Origin of the sequence: Streptomyces sp. NPDC017225, assembly GCF_044331465.1 — a bacterium.
Classification (GTDB): Bacteria; Actinomycetota; Actinomycetes; order Streptomycetales; family Streptomycetaceae; genus Streptomyces.
The window spans coordinates 25,437-38,422 of sequence record NZ_JBIRNE010000013.1 but is presented as its reverse complement, the minus strand read 5'-3'; the positions used below and the strand labels follow the sequence as shown (position 1 = coordinate 38,422).

13 protein-coding genes are annotated in these 12,986 nt (G+C 72.1%); 9 read left to right on the top strand and 4 right to left on the bottom strand.

Going from position 1 to position 12,986, the window contains the following annotated elements; genetic code table 11:
• Positions 1-147: 147 nt before the first annotated feature.
• Positions 148-2,376 carry an RICIN domain-containing protein gene (locus ACH4NX_RS25955; RefSeq protein ID WP_398128901.1) on the top strand — a complete coding sequence of 743 codons (2,229 nt, stop codon included), beginning with the start codon at positions 148-150 and terminating at the stop codon, positions 2,374-2,376.
• Positions 2,377-2,768: 392 nt separating this feature from the next.
• On the opposite strand, the gene ACH4NX_RS25950 is transcribed toward ACH4NX_RS25955, so the two are convergent.
• Together ACH4NX_RS25950 and ACH4NX_RS25945 are read right to left on the bottom strand one after the other, a co-directional pair.
• Entirely contained in the window at positions 2,769-3,209 is a 441-nt protein-coding gene (locus ACH4NX_RS25950; RefSeq protein ID WP_398128900.1) for a transposase, read from the bottom strand.
• Positions 3,210-3,389: 180 nt separating this feature from the next.
• Positions 3,390-4,391: an NAD(P)/FAD-dependent oxidoreductase gene (locus ACH4NX_RS25945; RefSeq protein WP_398128899.1), complete on the bottom strand. Its 1,002-nt coding sequence runs from the start codon at positions 4,389-4,391 to the stop codon at positions 3,390-3,392.
• Positions 4,392-4,453: 62 nt separating this feature from the next.
• Here ACH4NX_RS25945 and ACH4NX_RS25940 point away from each other — a divergent pair, with 62 nt between their 5' ends.
• The 6 genes from ACH4NX_RS25940 to ACH4NX_RS25915 all read left to right on the top strand — a co-directional run bounded on the left by ACH4NX_RS25940 (position 4,454) and on the right by ACH4NX_RS25915 (position 9,752).
• A complete protein-coding gene (locus ACH4NX_RS25940) occupies positions 4,454-5,029 on the top strand; it encodes an XRE family transcriptional regulator (RefSeq protein WP_351400932.1) in 576 nt (191 codons plus the stop codon).
• A gap of 86 nt (positions 5,030-5,115) precedes the next feature.
• Positions 5,116-6,096, top strand: coding sequence for an NADPH:quinone oxidoreductase family protein (locus tag ACH4NX_RS25935; RefSeq protein ID WP_351400933.1), 981 nt, complete (start codon positions 5,116-5,118; stop codon positions 6,094-6,096).
• Positions 6,093-7,310 carry an acyl-CoA dehydrogenase family protein gene (locus tag ACH4NX_RS25930; RefSeq protein WP_351400934.1) on the top strand — a complete coding sequence of 406 codons (1,218 nt, stop codon included), beginning with the start codon at positions 6,093-6,095 and terminating at the stop codon, positions 7,308-7,310. The genes ACH4NX_RS25935 and ACH4NX_RS25930 overlap by 4 nt, the downstream gene beginning before the upstream one ends.
• Positions 7,307-8,395 carry an acyl-CoA dehydrogenase family protein gene (locus tag ACH4NX_RS25925; RefSeq protein ID WP_351400935.1) on the top strand — a complete coding sequence of 363 codons (1,089 nt, stop codon included), beginning with the start codon at positions 7,307-7,309 and terminating at the stop codon, positions 8,393-8,395. The genes ACH4NX_RS25930 and ACH4NX_RS25925 overlap by 4 nt, the downstream gene beginning before the upstream one ends.
• A gap of 183 nt (positions 8,396-8,578) precedes the next feature.
• Positions 8,579-9,442 carry a phosphatidylinositol-specific phospholipase C/glycerophosphodiester phosphodiesterase family protein gene (locus ACH4NX_RS25920; protein WP_351400936.1) on the top strand — a complete coding sequence of 288 codons (864 nt, stop codon included), beginning with the start codon at positions 8,579-8,581 and terminating at the stop codon, positions 9,440-9,442.
• Between the two features lie 115 nt (positions 9,443-9,557).
• Entirely contained in the window at positions 9,558-9,752 is a 195-nt protein-coding gene (locus tag ACH4NX_RS25915; protein ID WP_279563426.1) for a hypothetical protein, read from the top strand.
• Positions 9,753-9,871: 119 nt separating this feature from the next.
• On the opposite strand, the gene ACH4NX_RS25910 is transcribed toward ACH4NX_RS25915, so the two are convergent.
• Positions 9,872-10,240 (bottom strand): DUF779 domain-containing protein, encoded by a 369-nt coding sequence (locus ACH4NX_RS25910; RefSeq protein WP_398128898.1) that lies wholly within the window; start codon positions 10,238-10,240, stop codon positions 9,872-9,874.
• Positions 10,241-10,335: 95 nt separating this feature from the next.
• Between ACH4NX_RS25910 and ACH4NX_RS25905 the strand changes: the two genes are divergently transcribed.
• Together ACH4NX_RS25905 and ACH4NX_RS25900 are read left to right on the top strand one after the other, a co-directional pair.
• The gene (locus ACH4NX_RS25905) at positions 10,336-10,809 is read left to right on the top strand and encodes a MarR family winged helix-turn-helix transcriptional regulator (RefSeq protein WP_351400939.1); all 474 of its coding nucleotides are present in this window, start codon (positions 10,336-10,338) and stop codon (positions 10,807-10,809) included.
• A 127-nt stretch (positions 10,810-10,936) separates the two neighbouring features.
• A complete protein-coding gene (locus tag ACH4NX_RS25900) occupies positions 10,937-12,529 on the top strand; it encodes an MFS transporter (RefSeq protein ID WP_351402568.1) in 1,593 nt (530 codons plus the stop codon).
• Positions 12,530-12,581: 52 nt separating this feature from the next.
• On the opposite strand, the gene ACH4NX_RS25895 is transcribed toward ACH4NX_RS25900, so the two are convergent.
• On the bottom strand, positions 12,582-12,971 hold the full coding sequence (locus tag ACH4NX_RS25895; protein ID WP_351402566.1) for a luciferase family protein: 390 nt from the start codon (positions 12,969-12,971) through the stop codon (positions 12,582-12,584).
• Positions 12,972-12,986: the final 15 nt, after the last annotated feature.

The window sequence follows — 12,986 nt, the reverse complement described above, 5'->3', positions numbered from 1 at the left end:
TCATCCGATGTGTCGGGAAGCGCGCGAGCACTTACCCGCCCCCCGAAGGAGCCGCACATGTCCGTCCGGAGTTCGCGAAGATCCCGAGGACCGGTCACGTATCTGCTGGCGGTGTTACTGGCCGCCGTCTCACTTGTCGCGCTGCCCGTGTCCAGCGCGAGCGCGGCCGTGATCGACACGTCCGCCTACTACCAGCTGGTCTCACGCCACAGTGGCAAGGCCGTCGACATCTTCGAAGGTTCCACCGCCAATGGCGCGGAGGTCGTCCAGTGGGCCCCTGGAACCGTCGCCAACCAGCAGTTCCAGTTCGTCGATTCGGGCAACGGGTACTACCGGATCAGGGCCCGGCACAGTGGCAAGGTGCTCGACGTCGAGGGGCGGTCCACTGCCAACGGCGCGAACGTGGTGCAGTGGACGGACAACAACGCCGTCAACCAGCAGTTCCGCGTGGTCGACATCGACAGCCAGTATGTGCAGCTGATCAACCGCAACAGCGGCAAGGCCCTGGACGTCTGGGAGCGGTCGACAGAAGACGGTGCCCGGATCTCGCAGTACGACGACGTCGACGGCTTCAACCAGCAGTGGCGGCTGGTCAAGGTCGACGGCGGCACCAGCCCGGATCCCGATCCACCGGCCGGTGACGCCTTGCAGATGGAGGAGCTGAACCGGGGCCTGGTCTCGGTGCGCTCGGGCTCGGGCAACCTGGTGTCCTGGCGGCTGCTGGGCACCGAGGGCTACGACACGGCGTTCAACGTGTACCGCGACGGCGCGAAGGTGAACGGCTCACCGGTCACCGACTCCACCAACTACCTGGACAACGGCGCTCCTTCCAATGCCTCGTACACCGTGCGCGCGGTGGTGGACGGCACGGAGCAGCAGGTCTCGGAGTCCTCGCTGCGTTTCACCGGCGGCAACTACCTCGACGTGCCGCTGTCTTCGCCCGGCTCGGGTTACACGCCGGTGGAGGCGAGCCCGGGTGACGTGGACGGCGACGGGCAGTACGAGCTGATCGTCAAGTGGGATCCGGGCAACGCGAAGGACAACTCGCAGTCCGGTGTGACCGGAAACGTCTACATCGACGCCTACCGGCTCAGCGGCCAGCGGCTGTGGCGTATCGACCTGGGCCGCAACATCCGGGCCGGGGCGCACTACACGCAGTTCCAGGTGTACGACTACGACGGCGACGGCCGGGCGGAGGTGGCTCTGAAGACGGCGGACGCCACGCGCGACGGCCAGGGCACGGTCATCGGCGACGGGGGTGCCGACCACCGCAACGCCGGCGGTTACATCCTGGCCGGACCCGAGTACCTGACCATGTTCAACGGTCTGACCGGCGCCGCGATGTCCACGGTCGACTACGATCCGCCGCGGGGCAACGTCTCCTCCTGGGGCGACAACTACGGCAATCGCGTGGACCGCTTCCTGGCCGGTACCGCCTACCTCGACGGTCGGCGCCCGTCCCTGGTCATGGCCCGTGGCTATTACACCCGCGCTGTGATCGCCGCCTGGGACTTCCGCGACGGCCGGCTCGTCAAGCGCTGGACGTTCGACTCCAACTCCTCCGGCAACGGCGCCGCGTACGGTCAGGGCAACCACCAGCTGTCCGTCGCCGACGTCGATGCCGACGGCCGCCAGGAGATCGTCTACGGCTCCGCGACCATCGACGACAACGGCCGGCTGATGCATACCACGGGCTTCGGCCACGGCGACGCCCTGCACGTCGGCGACTTCGCCCCCGACCGCACCGGCCTGGAGGTCTTCAGCATCCACGAGTCGGGCGATCAGCCCGGCTCCGACCTGCACGACGCCCGCACCGGGCAGGTCATCCACCGCACCCCCACCAGCGGCTCCGAGGGACCGGGCCGCGGCGTGGCCGGTGACATCCACGCCGGGAACCCAGGCGCCGAGTTGTGGGGCTCCGGACCGAACATGAGCAACCTGCGCAACACCCTTGGCGGCAACGTCGGCCGCAACCCGTCCTCGGCGAACTTCCTCGCCTGGTGGGACGCCGACCCGGTGCGCGAACTGCTGAACGACACCCGGATCGACAAGTACGGCACCGGCGGCGACACCCGGCTGCTCACCGGCAGCGGCGTCGCCTCCAGCAACGGCACCAAGTCCACCCCGGTGCTCTCGGGCGATCTGTTCGGCGACTGGCGCGAGGAGGTCATCTGGCGCCACTCCGGCAACAACGCCCTGCGCATCTACGCCACGTCCACCCCGACGACCACCAAACTGCACACCCTGGCCCACGACGCCCAGTACCGCGTCGCCCTGGCCTGGCAGAACACCGCCTACAACCAGCCGCCACACCCCAGCTACTTCCTCGGCGCCGGCATGACCCGCCCGCCGCAGCCCCACATCTACGTGCGCTGACGGCTTCCCGCCGGCACACGGGAAGGAACGACACCTCGAGCCCGGCCGGGACAGCCCCCGGCCGGCTTCGGGCCCCCGGACGGCGAAGGCGAGGGTGAAGGTGCACTGTCATGCCGGACACGGTTGCAGTCCGGAGCCGGTGTTCGGCTCTCGACGGGGTCTCGGGGGCCGGCACGCGCTCCCCACTGCCTGAAGGGAGCCGGCGGTGCCCCCGGCGGCGTTGTCGACGCTGGCGCCCCCTCCTCCGCCTCGTGGCCGCACGCACCGGACTCCGCTCGGCCCCGGCCGCGAGGCGTCGTTCGGAGCTGTCCGTCCGATCAAGTGACTGTCGGGTGACTCGCGGAGGGTGTTCTTCCTCCCGTGTCTGCGATGGTGCGACCGCCGCGTTCCGGTCAAGTGTCCGGCCTGGCTGGTCCCATCCGTTCGGAGTGGCCTCGTCGACGGCCACCGTCCGCCGCGACAGATGGTCCCAGGCACGCCACACCGTGCCCGTACCGCCGCTGCCCAGTCGGTCGGTCGGGGAAGGCGGGCGGCAGCGGTCGTCCGTGCTCAGGTGGAGCTTGGTGGTGGACCCGCCGCGCGAGCGGCCGGGGCCGGTGTTCTGCCGCTGCGCCCCCCTTTGAGGCGGGCGCAGCGGCAGCGTGCTGATGCGCCCGCACGATGGTGGAGCCGACCGAGACGTCCCAGCCGATCTGCCCGGCCGCGTCGGCCTGGGCCTGCTGGAGCAGGCGTTCCCAGGTTCCGTCGGCCGACCACGGGCGGTGGCGTTCATGAACGGTCTTCCATGGGCCGAACCGTTCGGGCGGGTCACGCCACTGCGTGCCGGTCCGCACCCGGTGCGGATATCCCGTCGACCACCTGCCGGTGATCCCTCCACCTGCCGCGACGCCTGTTGCTGACCGGCAGGAACGGCCGCAGCCGTTCCCACTCGACAACCGTCGGATCGCCTGCCGTCATGCCGACATCAATGACACGACCGCACGGTGGTCACGTGATCGACCGGACGAGTCCGTTCACCGGAGCCGACCTGGTCCGAACGGCACCCCCTGGCCCGCGACGGCCGCGTCCAGGTCCGACATGATCAGGTCGCCGACGATCGCCGACGCCGCGCGGTAGCCGCCGCTGGCCGCGTGCACGACCTGCTCGCCGAACCCCATCGCGTTGCCGGCGGTCCACACGCCGGGCACGGTGGTCCGGCCGGTCGGGTCCACCACGGGGTAGGCGCCGAACGGGGTCTCCCGCAGTTCCGCGCCGAGCCGCTCCATCAGGCCGGTCCGCGGTGCGGCCCTGGGAGCGACGAACACCACCGAGCGGTCGTGCTCCGTGCCGTCCGCCAGCCGGACCCCGGTGAGCCGGTCGTCCTCGACCCGCAGCCCGGCGACCTCGCCGGGCACCACCTCGACCCCGGCCGCGGCGAGCCGGCGCAGGTCGTCGTCGGACAGCTCCTCCTCCGGGACCGTGTGCAGGAAGAGCGTCACGTCGTCCGACCAGCCGGACACCATGAGCGCCTGGTGCACGCTGAGCGGGCCGGCGGCGAGCACGCCGAAGCGCTCGTCGCGCACCTCCCAGCCGTGGCAGAACGGGCAGTGCAGCACGTCCCGGCCGAACCGCTCGGCGACGCCGGGCACCGCCGGCAGCTCGTCCTCCAGGCCGGTGGTGACGATCAGCCGGCGGGCTCGGACGACGCTTCCGCCGGCCAGGTCCACCGCGATGTCCTCGCCCTCGCCCCGGGACACGTCCACCGCCCGGTCGCGGACCAGCTCCACGCCGTACCGCGCGATCTCCTCCCGGCCGAGCTCCAGGAACTCGGCGGGCGACATGCCGTCCCGGGTCAGATAGCCCTGCATGTGGGCCGAGGGCGCGTTGCGCGGCTCCCCGGCGTCGACGACCAGGGCGCGCAGCCGCGAGCGGCCAAGGACGAGCGCGGCGGAGAGTCCGGCCGCACCGCCGCCGACGACGACCACGTCGTACTTCTCGGTCAGGTCCTTGTTCTGGGTCACGGTGACCACCTCCACGTAGAAGGTCGCTCGGACACCGCGGGATTGACAAAGGTGTTTGCCGGTTCTGCAATAAGTGCATGACGACCGCAGACGATGTCCTCGCCGGTGTCGGCCCGAGGCTCCGCCAGGTGCGCAAGGAGCGCGAGGTGACCCTGGCCGCGCTGTCCGAGACGACCGGCATCTCGGTGAGCACCCTGTCGCGGCTGGAGTCGGGGCTGCGCAAGCCGAGCCTCGAACTGCTGCTGCCGATCGCCCAGGCCCACCAGGTGCCGCTGGACGAGCTGGTCGGTGCCCCGCAGGTCGGCGACCCCCGGGTGCGCGCCAAGCCGATCGTTCGCCACGGCCGCACCCACTGGCCCCTCACCCGCCAGCCGGGCGGACTCCAGGCGTTCAAGGTGCTGGAGCCCTCACGGCAGGAGGAGCCGGACCCGCGCACCCACGAGGGGTACGAGTGGCTCTACGTCCTCTCCGGCCGGCTGCGGCTCGTGCTCGGCGACCACGACGTGGTGCTGTCGGCGGGGGAGGCCGCGGAGTTCGACACCCGGGTGCCGCACTGGTTCGGGTCGACGGGGGAGGGGCCGGCCGAGTTCCTCAGCCTGTTCGGCCCGCAGGGGGAGCGGATGCACGTACGGGCGCGGCCCACGCGGGGGTGACTCCTCGCAACCTGTTCCCTGAAGGGCAAGCGACCGCTTAGTATGCGAGAGACCCGGTCGGACGACGCAGTCGGTGGAGGCCCCGCATGCAGGCATGGCAGGTGCACGAGAACGGCGAGCCGGGCGAGGTGATGCGCCTCGTGGACGTGGCGCCGCCGACGCCCGGCGACGGCCAGGTCCTGCTGAGGGTCCGCGCCGCGAACATCAACTTCCCGGACGCGCTGATGTGCCGCGGCCAGTACCAGGTCAAGCCGCCGCTGCCCTTCACGCCGGGCGTGGAGATCTGCGGCGAGACCGAGGACGGGCGCCGCGTCCTCGCCAACCCCGCGCTGCCGCACGGCGGCTTCGCCCAGTACGCCGTCGCGGACGCCCGCGCCCTGCTGCCCGCACCGGACGCCCTGGACGACGCCGAGGCCGCCGCCCTGCACATCGGCTACCAGACCGGCTGGTTCGGCCTGCACCGCCGGGCTCGGCTGGAGGCCGGCGAGACCCTGCTCGTCCACGCCGCCGCCGGAGGGGTCGGCAGCGCGGCCGTGCAGCTCGGCAAGGCCGCCGGCGCCACCGTCATCGGCGTCGTCGGCGGCCCCGAGAAGGCGGCCGTCGCCCGCGAACTGGGCTGCGACGTGGTCGTCGACCGGCACGGCGAGGATGTCATCGCCGCCGTGAAGGAGGCCACCGGCGGCCGGGGCGCCGACGTGATCTACGACCCGGTGGGCGGCCAGGCCTACGCCCAGTCCGCCAAGACCGTCGCCTTCGAGGGCCGCATCGTCGTCGTCGGCTTCGCGAGCGGCACGATCCCCAGCCCCGCGCTGAACCACGCCCTGGTGAAGAACTACGCGATCCTCGGCCTGCACTGGGGCCTGTACAACACCAAGAACCCGAAGCTGGTCCAGCACTGCCACGAACAGCTCACCGAGCTGGCCGCACGGGGTGCCGTCAAGCCGCTGGTGAGTGAGCGGGTACCGCTCGCCGGGGCCGCGGACGCCGTGCAGCGCGTCGCCGACGGCCGGACGACCGGCCGGGTGGCCGTCGTACCGGAACAGCAGGAGAGGGGAGCCGCCGCATGACCGACGCAGCGGAACTGCGCCGCCGTACCAAGGAGCTGCTGGCCGCGCATCCACCGGCCACCACCGAACGCCTGGACTTCCTCCGGGCCCGCTTCGACGCCGGACTGGCCTGGGTGCACTACCCCAAGGGCCTCGGCGGACTCGCCGCGCCCCGCTCCCTCCAGGCCGTCGTGGACGCCGAACTGACGGCCGCGGGCGCCCCCGACAACGACCCGCGGCGCATCGGCATCGGCCTCGGCATGGCTGCCCCGACCATCCTCCAGTACGGCACCGAGGAGCAGAAGCACAGCCTCCTGCGCCCGCTGTGGACCGGCGAGGAGGTCTGGTGCCAGCTGTTCAGCGAGCCGGGTGCCGGCTCCGACCTGGCCGCGCTCGGCACCCGGGCGGTCCGCGAGGATGGGGGCCCCTCCCGCTCGAGCGAAGCCGAGAGTGGGGGAGACTGGGTGGTCAACGGGCAGAAGGTGTGGACGTCCAGCGCGCACCTCGCCCGCTGGGCGATCCTCATCGCCCGCACCGACCCGGACGTGCCCAAGCACCGGGGCATCACCTACTTCGTGTGCGACATGACCGACCCCGGGGTCGAGGTCAGGCCGCTGCGCCAGATCACCGGTGAGGCCGAGTTCAACGAGGTGTTCCTCAGCGACGTCCGCATCCCCGACTCCCGCCGCCTGGGCGAGACAGGGGACGGCTGGCGGGTCGCCCAGACCACGCTGAACAACGAGCGCGTCGCCATCGGCGGTACGCCGATCCCCCGCGAGGGCGGCATGATCGGCAAGATCGCCGCGACCTGGCGGGAACGCCCCGAACTGCGCACCCACGACCTGCACCAGCGGCTGCTGGGCCTGTGGGTCGAGGCCGAGGTCGCCCGCCTCACCGGCGTACGCCTGCGCCAGCAGCTGGTGGCCGGCCAGCCCGGCCCCGAGGGCGCCGGCATGAAGCTGAACTTCGCCCGCCTCAACCAGGAGATCAGCGGCCTGGAGGTGGAACTCCTCGCCGAGGAGGGGCTGCTGTACGAGGACTGGACCATGCGCCGCCCCGAGCACGTGGACTTCACCGGCCGCGACGCCGGGTACCGCTACCTGCGCTCCAAGGGCAACAGCATCGAGGGCGGGACCAGCGAGGTCCTGCTGAACATCGTCGCCGAGCGCGTCCTGGGCCTGCCCGCCGAACCGCGCACCGACAAGGACGTCGCATGGAAGGACCTCGCCCGATGAGCGCACAGCCGGAACCCGGTCTGCTCTACTCGGAGGAGGAGGAGGCGCTGCGCGCCGCCGTCCGGGACCTGCTCACCGACCACTGCGACCCGGCGGGCGTCATCACCCGTACCGAGTCGGCCGCTCCGCACGACGTGTCGCTGTGGAAGGCGCTCTCCGACTCGATGGGCCTCGCGGGCCTGCTGATCCCCGAGGAGCTGGGGGGCCAGGGCGCCACCCACCGGGAGACCGCGGTGGTCCTGGAGGAACTCGGGCGCGCGGTCGCGCCGGTGCCCTACCTGACGAGCGCCGTCGTGGCCACCGAGGCGCTGCTGGCCTGCGGAGCCGACGACCTGCTCACCGAACTGGCGTCCGCGACGACCATCGCCGCGCTCGCCGTCGGCCTGCACGTCGCACCGGGCGGCGCCGTCGCGCACGTACGGCTCGAAGAGGGGCGTCTGCACGGGGAGTTGACCGGCATCGCCGACGCGGCCGTCGCCGACGTGCTGCTGGTTCCGGCGGACGACGGGGGGCTGTACGCCGTCCATGCCGCCGACGCGACCGTCACTCCGCAGGTGTCCCTGGACCTCACCCGGCCGGTGGCGCGCGTGATGCTCGACGGCGTGTCCGGGCGCCGGCTCGGCGACGCCGGACCCGCCGTACGGCGCGCCCTGCGGGCCGGTGCCGGTCTGCTCGCCTCCGAGCAACTGGGCCTCACCGACTGGCTGCTGACCGAGACGGTCCGCTACCTCAAGGAGCGCAGGCAGTTCAACCGCCAGGTCGGCGGATTCCAGGCGCTCAAGCACCGGCTCGCCGGGCTGTGGCTTCAGGCCGCGGGTCTGCGCGCCGCGGCCCGCAACGCGGCCGACGCGCTGGCGACCGGAGAGGACACCGACGTGGCCGTCGCCGTGGCCCAGGCGTACGCGGGGCAGGTCGCCGTCCACGCCGCCGAGGAGGCGCTGCAACTGCACGGCGGCATCGGCATGACGTGGGAACACCCGGTCCACCTGTACCTGAAGCGGGCCAAGGCCGACTCGATCGCCTACGGCGCGGCGGGCACCCACCGGGAGGCGCTGGCCGGACTGGTCGACCTGCGAGCACCCTGACGTCCGGCCGTCCTGCCCGGCCGATGCCCGTCCCACCAGGGGCGGGCATCGGCCGTACCCGCCGTGGGACGAGATGAACGACCGGCGGCGGTCCGGCCAACTCCCCGCACGGCCCTGCTCCCCGAAGGCATCGGGACCCCATACTCACAGGCGTCCCGTACGGCACTTACAGGGAGGCAGAGCATGGCCCTCACCACCCGACGCAGAGCCCTCACCACTCTCGGCGCCGCCCTCGCGGGCGCGGTCGCCCTGCCCGCCGGCACCGCCCTGGCGAGTGAAGGCAGGCACGGGCCCCGCCCGTTGTGGCGCGCCCACGCCCACAACGACTACGAGCACCCCCGCCCCCTCCTCGACGCCCTCGACCACCGCTTCGGCAGCGTCGAGGCCGACATCTACCTGGTCGGCGGCCAACTCCTCGTCGCCCACGACCCCGAGGACCTCGACCCCGCCCGCACCCTGGAATCCCTCTACCTCGACCCCCTCGCGGCCCGCGTCCGCGCCCAGCACGGCCGGGTGTACCGGCGGGACCGCCGTGCCCTCCAGCTGCTGATCGACATCAAGACCGAGGGATCGTCGACGTACCTCGAACTCGACCGTCGTCTGCGCCGCTACCGGCACCTGTTCACCACCTACGCCCACGGACGGGTGTTCCCCGGCGCGGTCACCGCGGTGATCTCCGGGAACCGGGCGGCCCGCGCGCCCATGGAGGCGCAGCGCACGCGCCGGGCCTTCTACGACGGCCGCCTCACCGACCTCGGCAGCTTGGCACCGGCCTCCTTCGTCCCGCTGATCAGCGACAACTGGACGCTCAACTTCACCTGGCAGGGCGTGGGCGCCTTCCCGGCGGCCGAACGGCGCAGGCTGCGGGACATCGTCGGCGCGGCGCACTCCCGTGGGCAGCGGGTGCGGTTCTGGGCCACGCCCGACGTGGCGGGCCCCGCGCGGGACGCCGTATGGACCGAACTGCTCGCCGCCGGCGTCGACCACCTCAACACCGACGACCTCGCCGGCCTCGAGGCGTTCCTCGACGCCCACCGGGCCGCGTAGGACGCCGACGGAACAGTACTCGTTCGGAGGACAGGTCAGCCGCCCGGACGAACCCTCCGCTACGCCACACTTACGGCCGAACGCCGCGAAGTGGACGTGGCGGAGGAGGTTGACGATGGCCATTTCCATCTCTGTGGTGCTGTTGCTGTCCGTTCTGGCGGTGATCTTCCTGCGCAACGGCGGGCTGAAGGTCTCGCACGCGCTGGTGTGCCTGCTGCTGGGCTTCTATCTGGCCGGTACGAACATCGCACCGACCATCCACAGCGGTCTGACCGCGACGGCGGACATCGTCGGCAGCCTCAGGCCGTAGGCAGCGGACGGCGGGCCGGCGGTCGGCCGGTGGTCGGTCGGCGGACGGGGGTCGGCGGTCGGCCGGTGGACGGGAGGGGGTGGCAGGGCAAGGGGGCGCCGGTGGTCCCGGGGCGGGCGCTACGCGTCGATGACGCGGGAGCGGATGAGGAAGCGCACCCCCTCGGGCGCCTCCAGTGAGAAGCCGCTGCCCCGGCCCGCGACGACGTCCACGATCAGTCTCGTGTGGCTCCAGGCCTCGTACTGACTGCGCGACATCCAGAACGCCACCGGCTCCCCGACGCCCTCGACGGTCAGCTCCGCGAGCAGGACGTCCGCGGCTCCGGTGCGGAACTCGCCGGCCGGGTAGCACATCGGGGCGCTGCCGTCGCAGCAGCCGCCGGACTGGTGGAACATCAGCGGGCCGTGCGCCTCACGGAGCCGCCGCAGCAGTGCGGCCGCCTCGGGGGTGAGCTCGACGCGGGGAGTCTCCTCGTATGTGTCGCGCATACCGTGCATGCCAGCACGGGGAAGGTTGCGAGAGCGTTGCACGGGCGGCTTTACCTCTTTTGACATACCTATCTGATCATATCTATCGTGTCCGGGTGACCGACTCCAGCACCCCTCGCCGGGACATCGACCGTGTGGCCTCCGGGCTCGCGGCATGCCTTCCCGCGCTGCACCGGGCGCTGGACCGACAGGTCACCGCCCAGTACCCGCACCCCAAACCCCCGGAGAGCCAGCTCGCGCTGCTGCGGTTCGTCGCCCAGCACGAGGGCGCCACGGTGCGCGAGGCCGCCGAGGCCCTGCTGATGAAGCCGAACAACGTCAGCGCCCTGGTCTCCCAGCTCACCGAGCAGGGAGACCTGGAACGCCGGCAGGACAGCGCCGACCGGCGGGTCGCCCACCTCCACCTCACGGCCACGGCCCGTGAGCGCGTGTCCGAGGTGCGGGAACTGGAGACCGCGTTCATCCGCCACGCCCTGACCTCCCTCACCGAGGGCCAGCAGGGCGCGCTCGGCTCCGCCCTGGACGCCCTCGACGCGCTGACGCGGCACCTCCACCCCACCGCCCGCTGACCGGGCGGGGCCCAGGCATTCCCGCCGGCCGCGGGCACACCGTCGTGCCCGCGGCCGGCCCGCCGTGTGCCCGTGGGCCGCCCCGCCCCCCGCACCACCCTTCGAACCTGGAAGAGAAGGCTCACCCATGCCGTCCACGTCCGTGGATCACCCCACCACGCCCGCGGCCGAGACCGCCCCACCGGCGGCCCGCCGCCTGCGGTCCAACCCCTGGCTGACCCTCCTCGCCGTCGCCTTCGGACTGTTCATGGTCCAGCTCGACGGCTCCGTCGTCGCCATCGCCAACCCCGAGATCGGCAGCGACCTGCACGCGTCGACCGCCCAGCTCCAGTGGGTGACCAACTCCTACCTGCTCGCGCTCGCCGCCACCCTCATCCTGGGCGGCAAGCTCGGTGACCGGTTCGGCCGGCGCACCTACTACCTCGTGGGCGTCGCCGGCTTCACCCTCGCCTCCGTCGCCATCGGCCTGGCCGGGTCGATCGAGGGCGTGGTCGCCTTCCGCGCCCTCCAGGGCGCCTTCGGCGGACTGCTGATGCCCAACACCCTCGGCCTGCTCCGCTCCGTGTTCCCGCCGAAGAAGTTCGGCATGGCCGTGGGCATCTGGGCCATGGTCTCCGCCGTCGCCACGGCCCTCGGACCCATCGTCGGCGGTCTCCTCGTGGAGAGCGTCAACTGGGAGTCCGTCTTCTACATCAACGCCCCCATCGGCGTCATCGCCATCGTCTTCGGCATCCTCGTCCTCCCGGAGAGCCGCAACGCCGCCGGCCGGGAACGCTTCGACATCCCCGGCCTCGTCCTGCTCGCCCTCGGCCTGCTGGCCGTGGTCTTCGGTGTCGTCAAGGGCGAGACCTGGGGCTGGACCTCCGCCGGCACCCTGGGCTCCGTCGCCGCAGGCCTCGTGCTCCTGCTCGTGTTCGGCTGGTTCGAGACCCGTGTGGAGCACCCGCTGCTCCCGATGCGCCTGTTCCGCAACCGTGCGCTGACGATCGGCGCGATCATCACCGCGCTGAACTTCTTCGTCATGCTCGGCGTGATCTTCTTCGTCATGCTGTACCTGCAGAACGTGCGCGGTTTCACGCCGGTCGAGGCGGGCGTGCGGACCCTCCCGCTCAGCCTCGCCTCGCTGGTCGCCTCGCCGCTGGGCGCGGCCCTGACCCAGCGCTTCGGCCCCCGTCTGACCATGCCGCTGGGCATGCTGCTCCAGGCGGCCTCCTGCTTCGGCATGCTCACCTGGCAGACCGACTCCTCCTACGCCACGATGTGGCCGCCGTTCATCGCGCTCGGCCTCGGCGTCGGCATGGTGATGGCCGCATCCTCCGACGCCATCGTCGGCAACGCCCCCGTCCGGGACGGCGGTGTGGCCGGCGGTCTGCAGGCGACGACCCTGCAGATCGGCGGCGCGCTCGGCACGTCCGTGCTGGTCTCCCTGATCAGCAGCAAGGTCGGCTCCACCCTCACCGGGGAGCTGACCGGCGCGGGTGTGCCCTCGGCCGTGGCGCACGGCCTGCTGGAGGCCAAGGACGCCGTGGCGATGGGCGTGGCGCCGGTCTCCGGCGACATGCCGGCCGGCCTGCGGGCCGCCGTCGTGGAGGGCAGCGGACAGGCCTTCATGAACGGCGTCCACGTGGCGGTGATCGTCACCGGCGTCCTGTGTGTGCTCGGGGCGGTGCTCGCCGCGGTCGGCATCCGGCGCGGCGCGGAGCAGCCCGCGGACCACTGAGACCGCGGACGGCGGCGCCGCCGCGAGGCGGGGCGCCCGCCGTCGGCGTGTCTCAGATCTCCCCGGCCGCGGAACGGGGGAGCACCGTGACGCGGCGGAAGTTGCACTTCGAGGGCAGATCCGCCGGGGGCCGCGCCTGATGAGCCTTCAGCGCGATGCTCACCAGGCTCAGCAGCAGGTCGACGTCCGTGTCGCAGTCCAGGTGCACGGTCACCCACCGGGACCCGGGGATCATACGGATGGCGCTGGAGGCGCCGAGGTCGTACTGGAATCGCTGGATGGCCCGGTGGGTGAGGTGGAGGTCCACGTCCCGGTCCGAGTGGAAGTGGACGATCTCGTCACGAACGGAGCGCAGCGCCCGTCCGGTTCCGCAACTGGCCGGGCCCGCGGTGAGGTCGGGCCAGGCCTGCAGCCGCTCAAGGGCGCGCTGAGCCAGAGTCATGGCCCCATAGTCGCC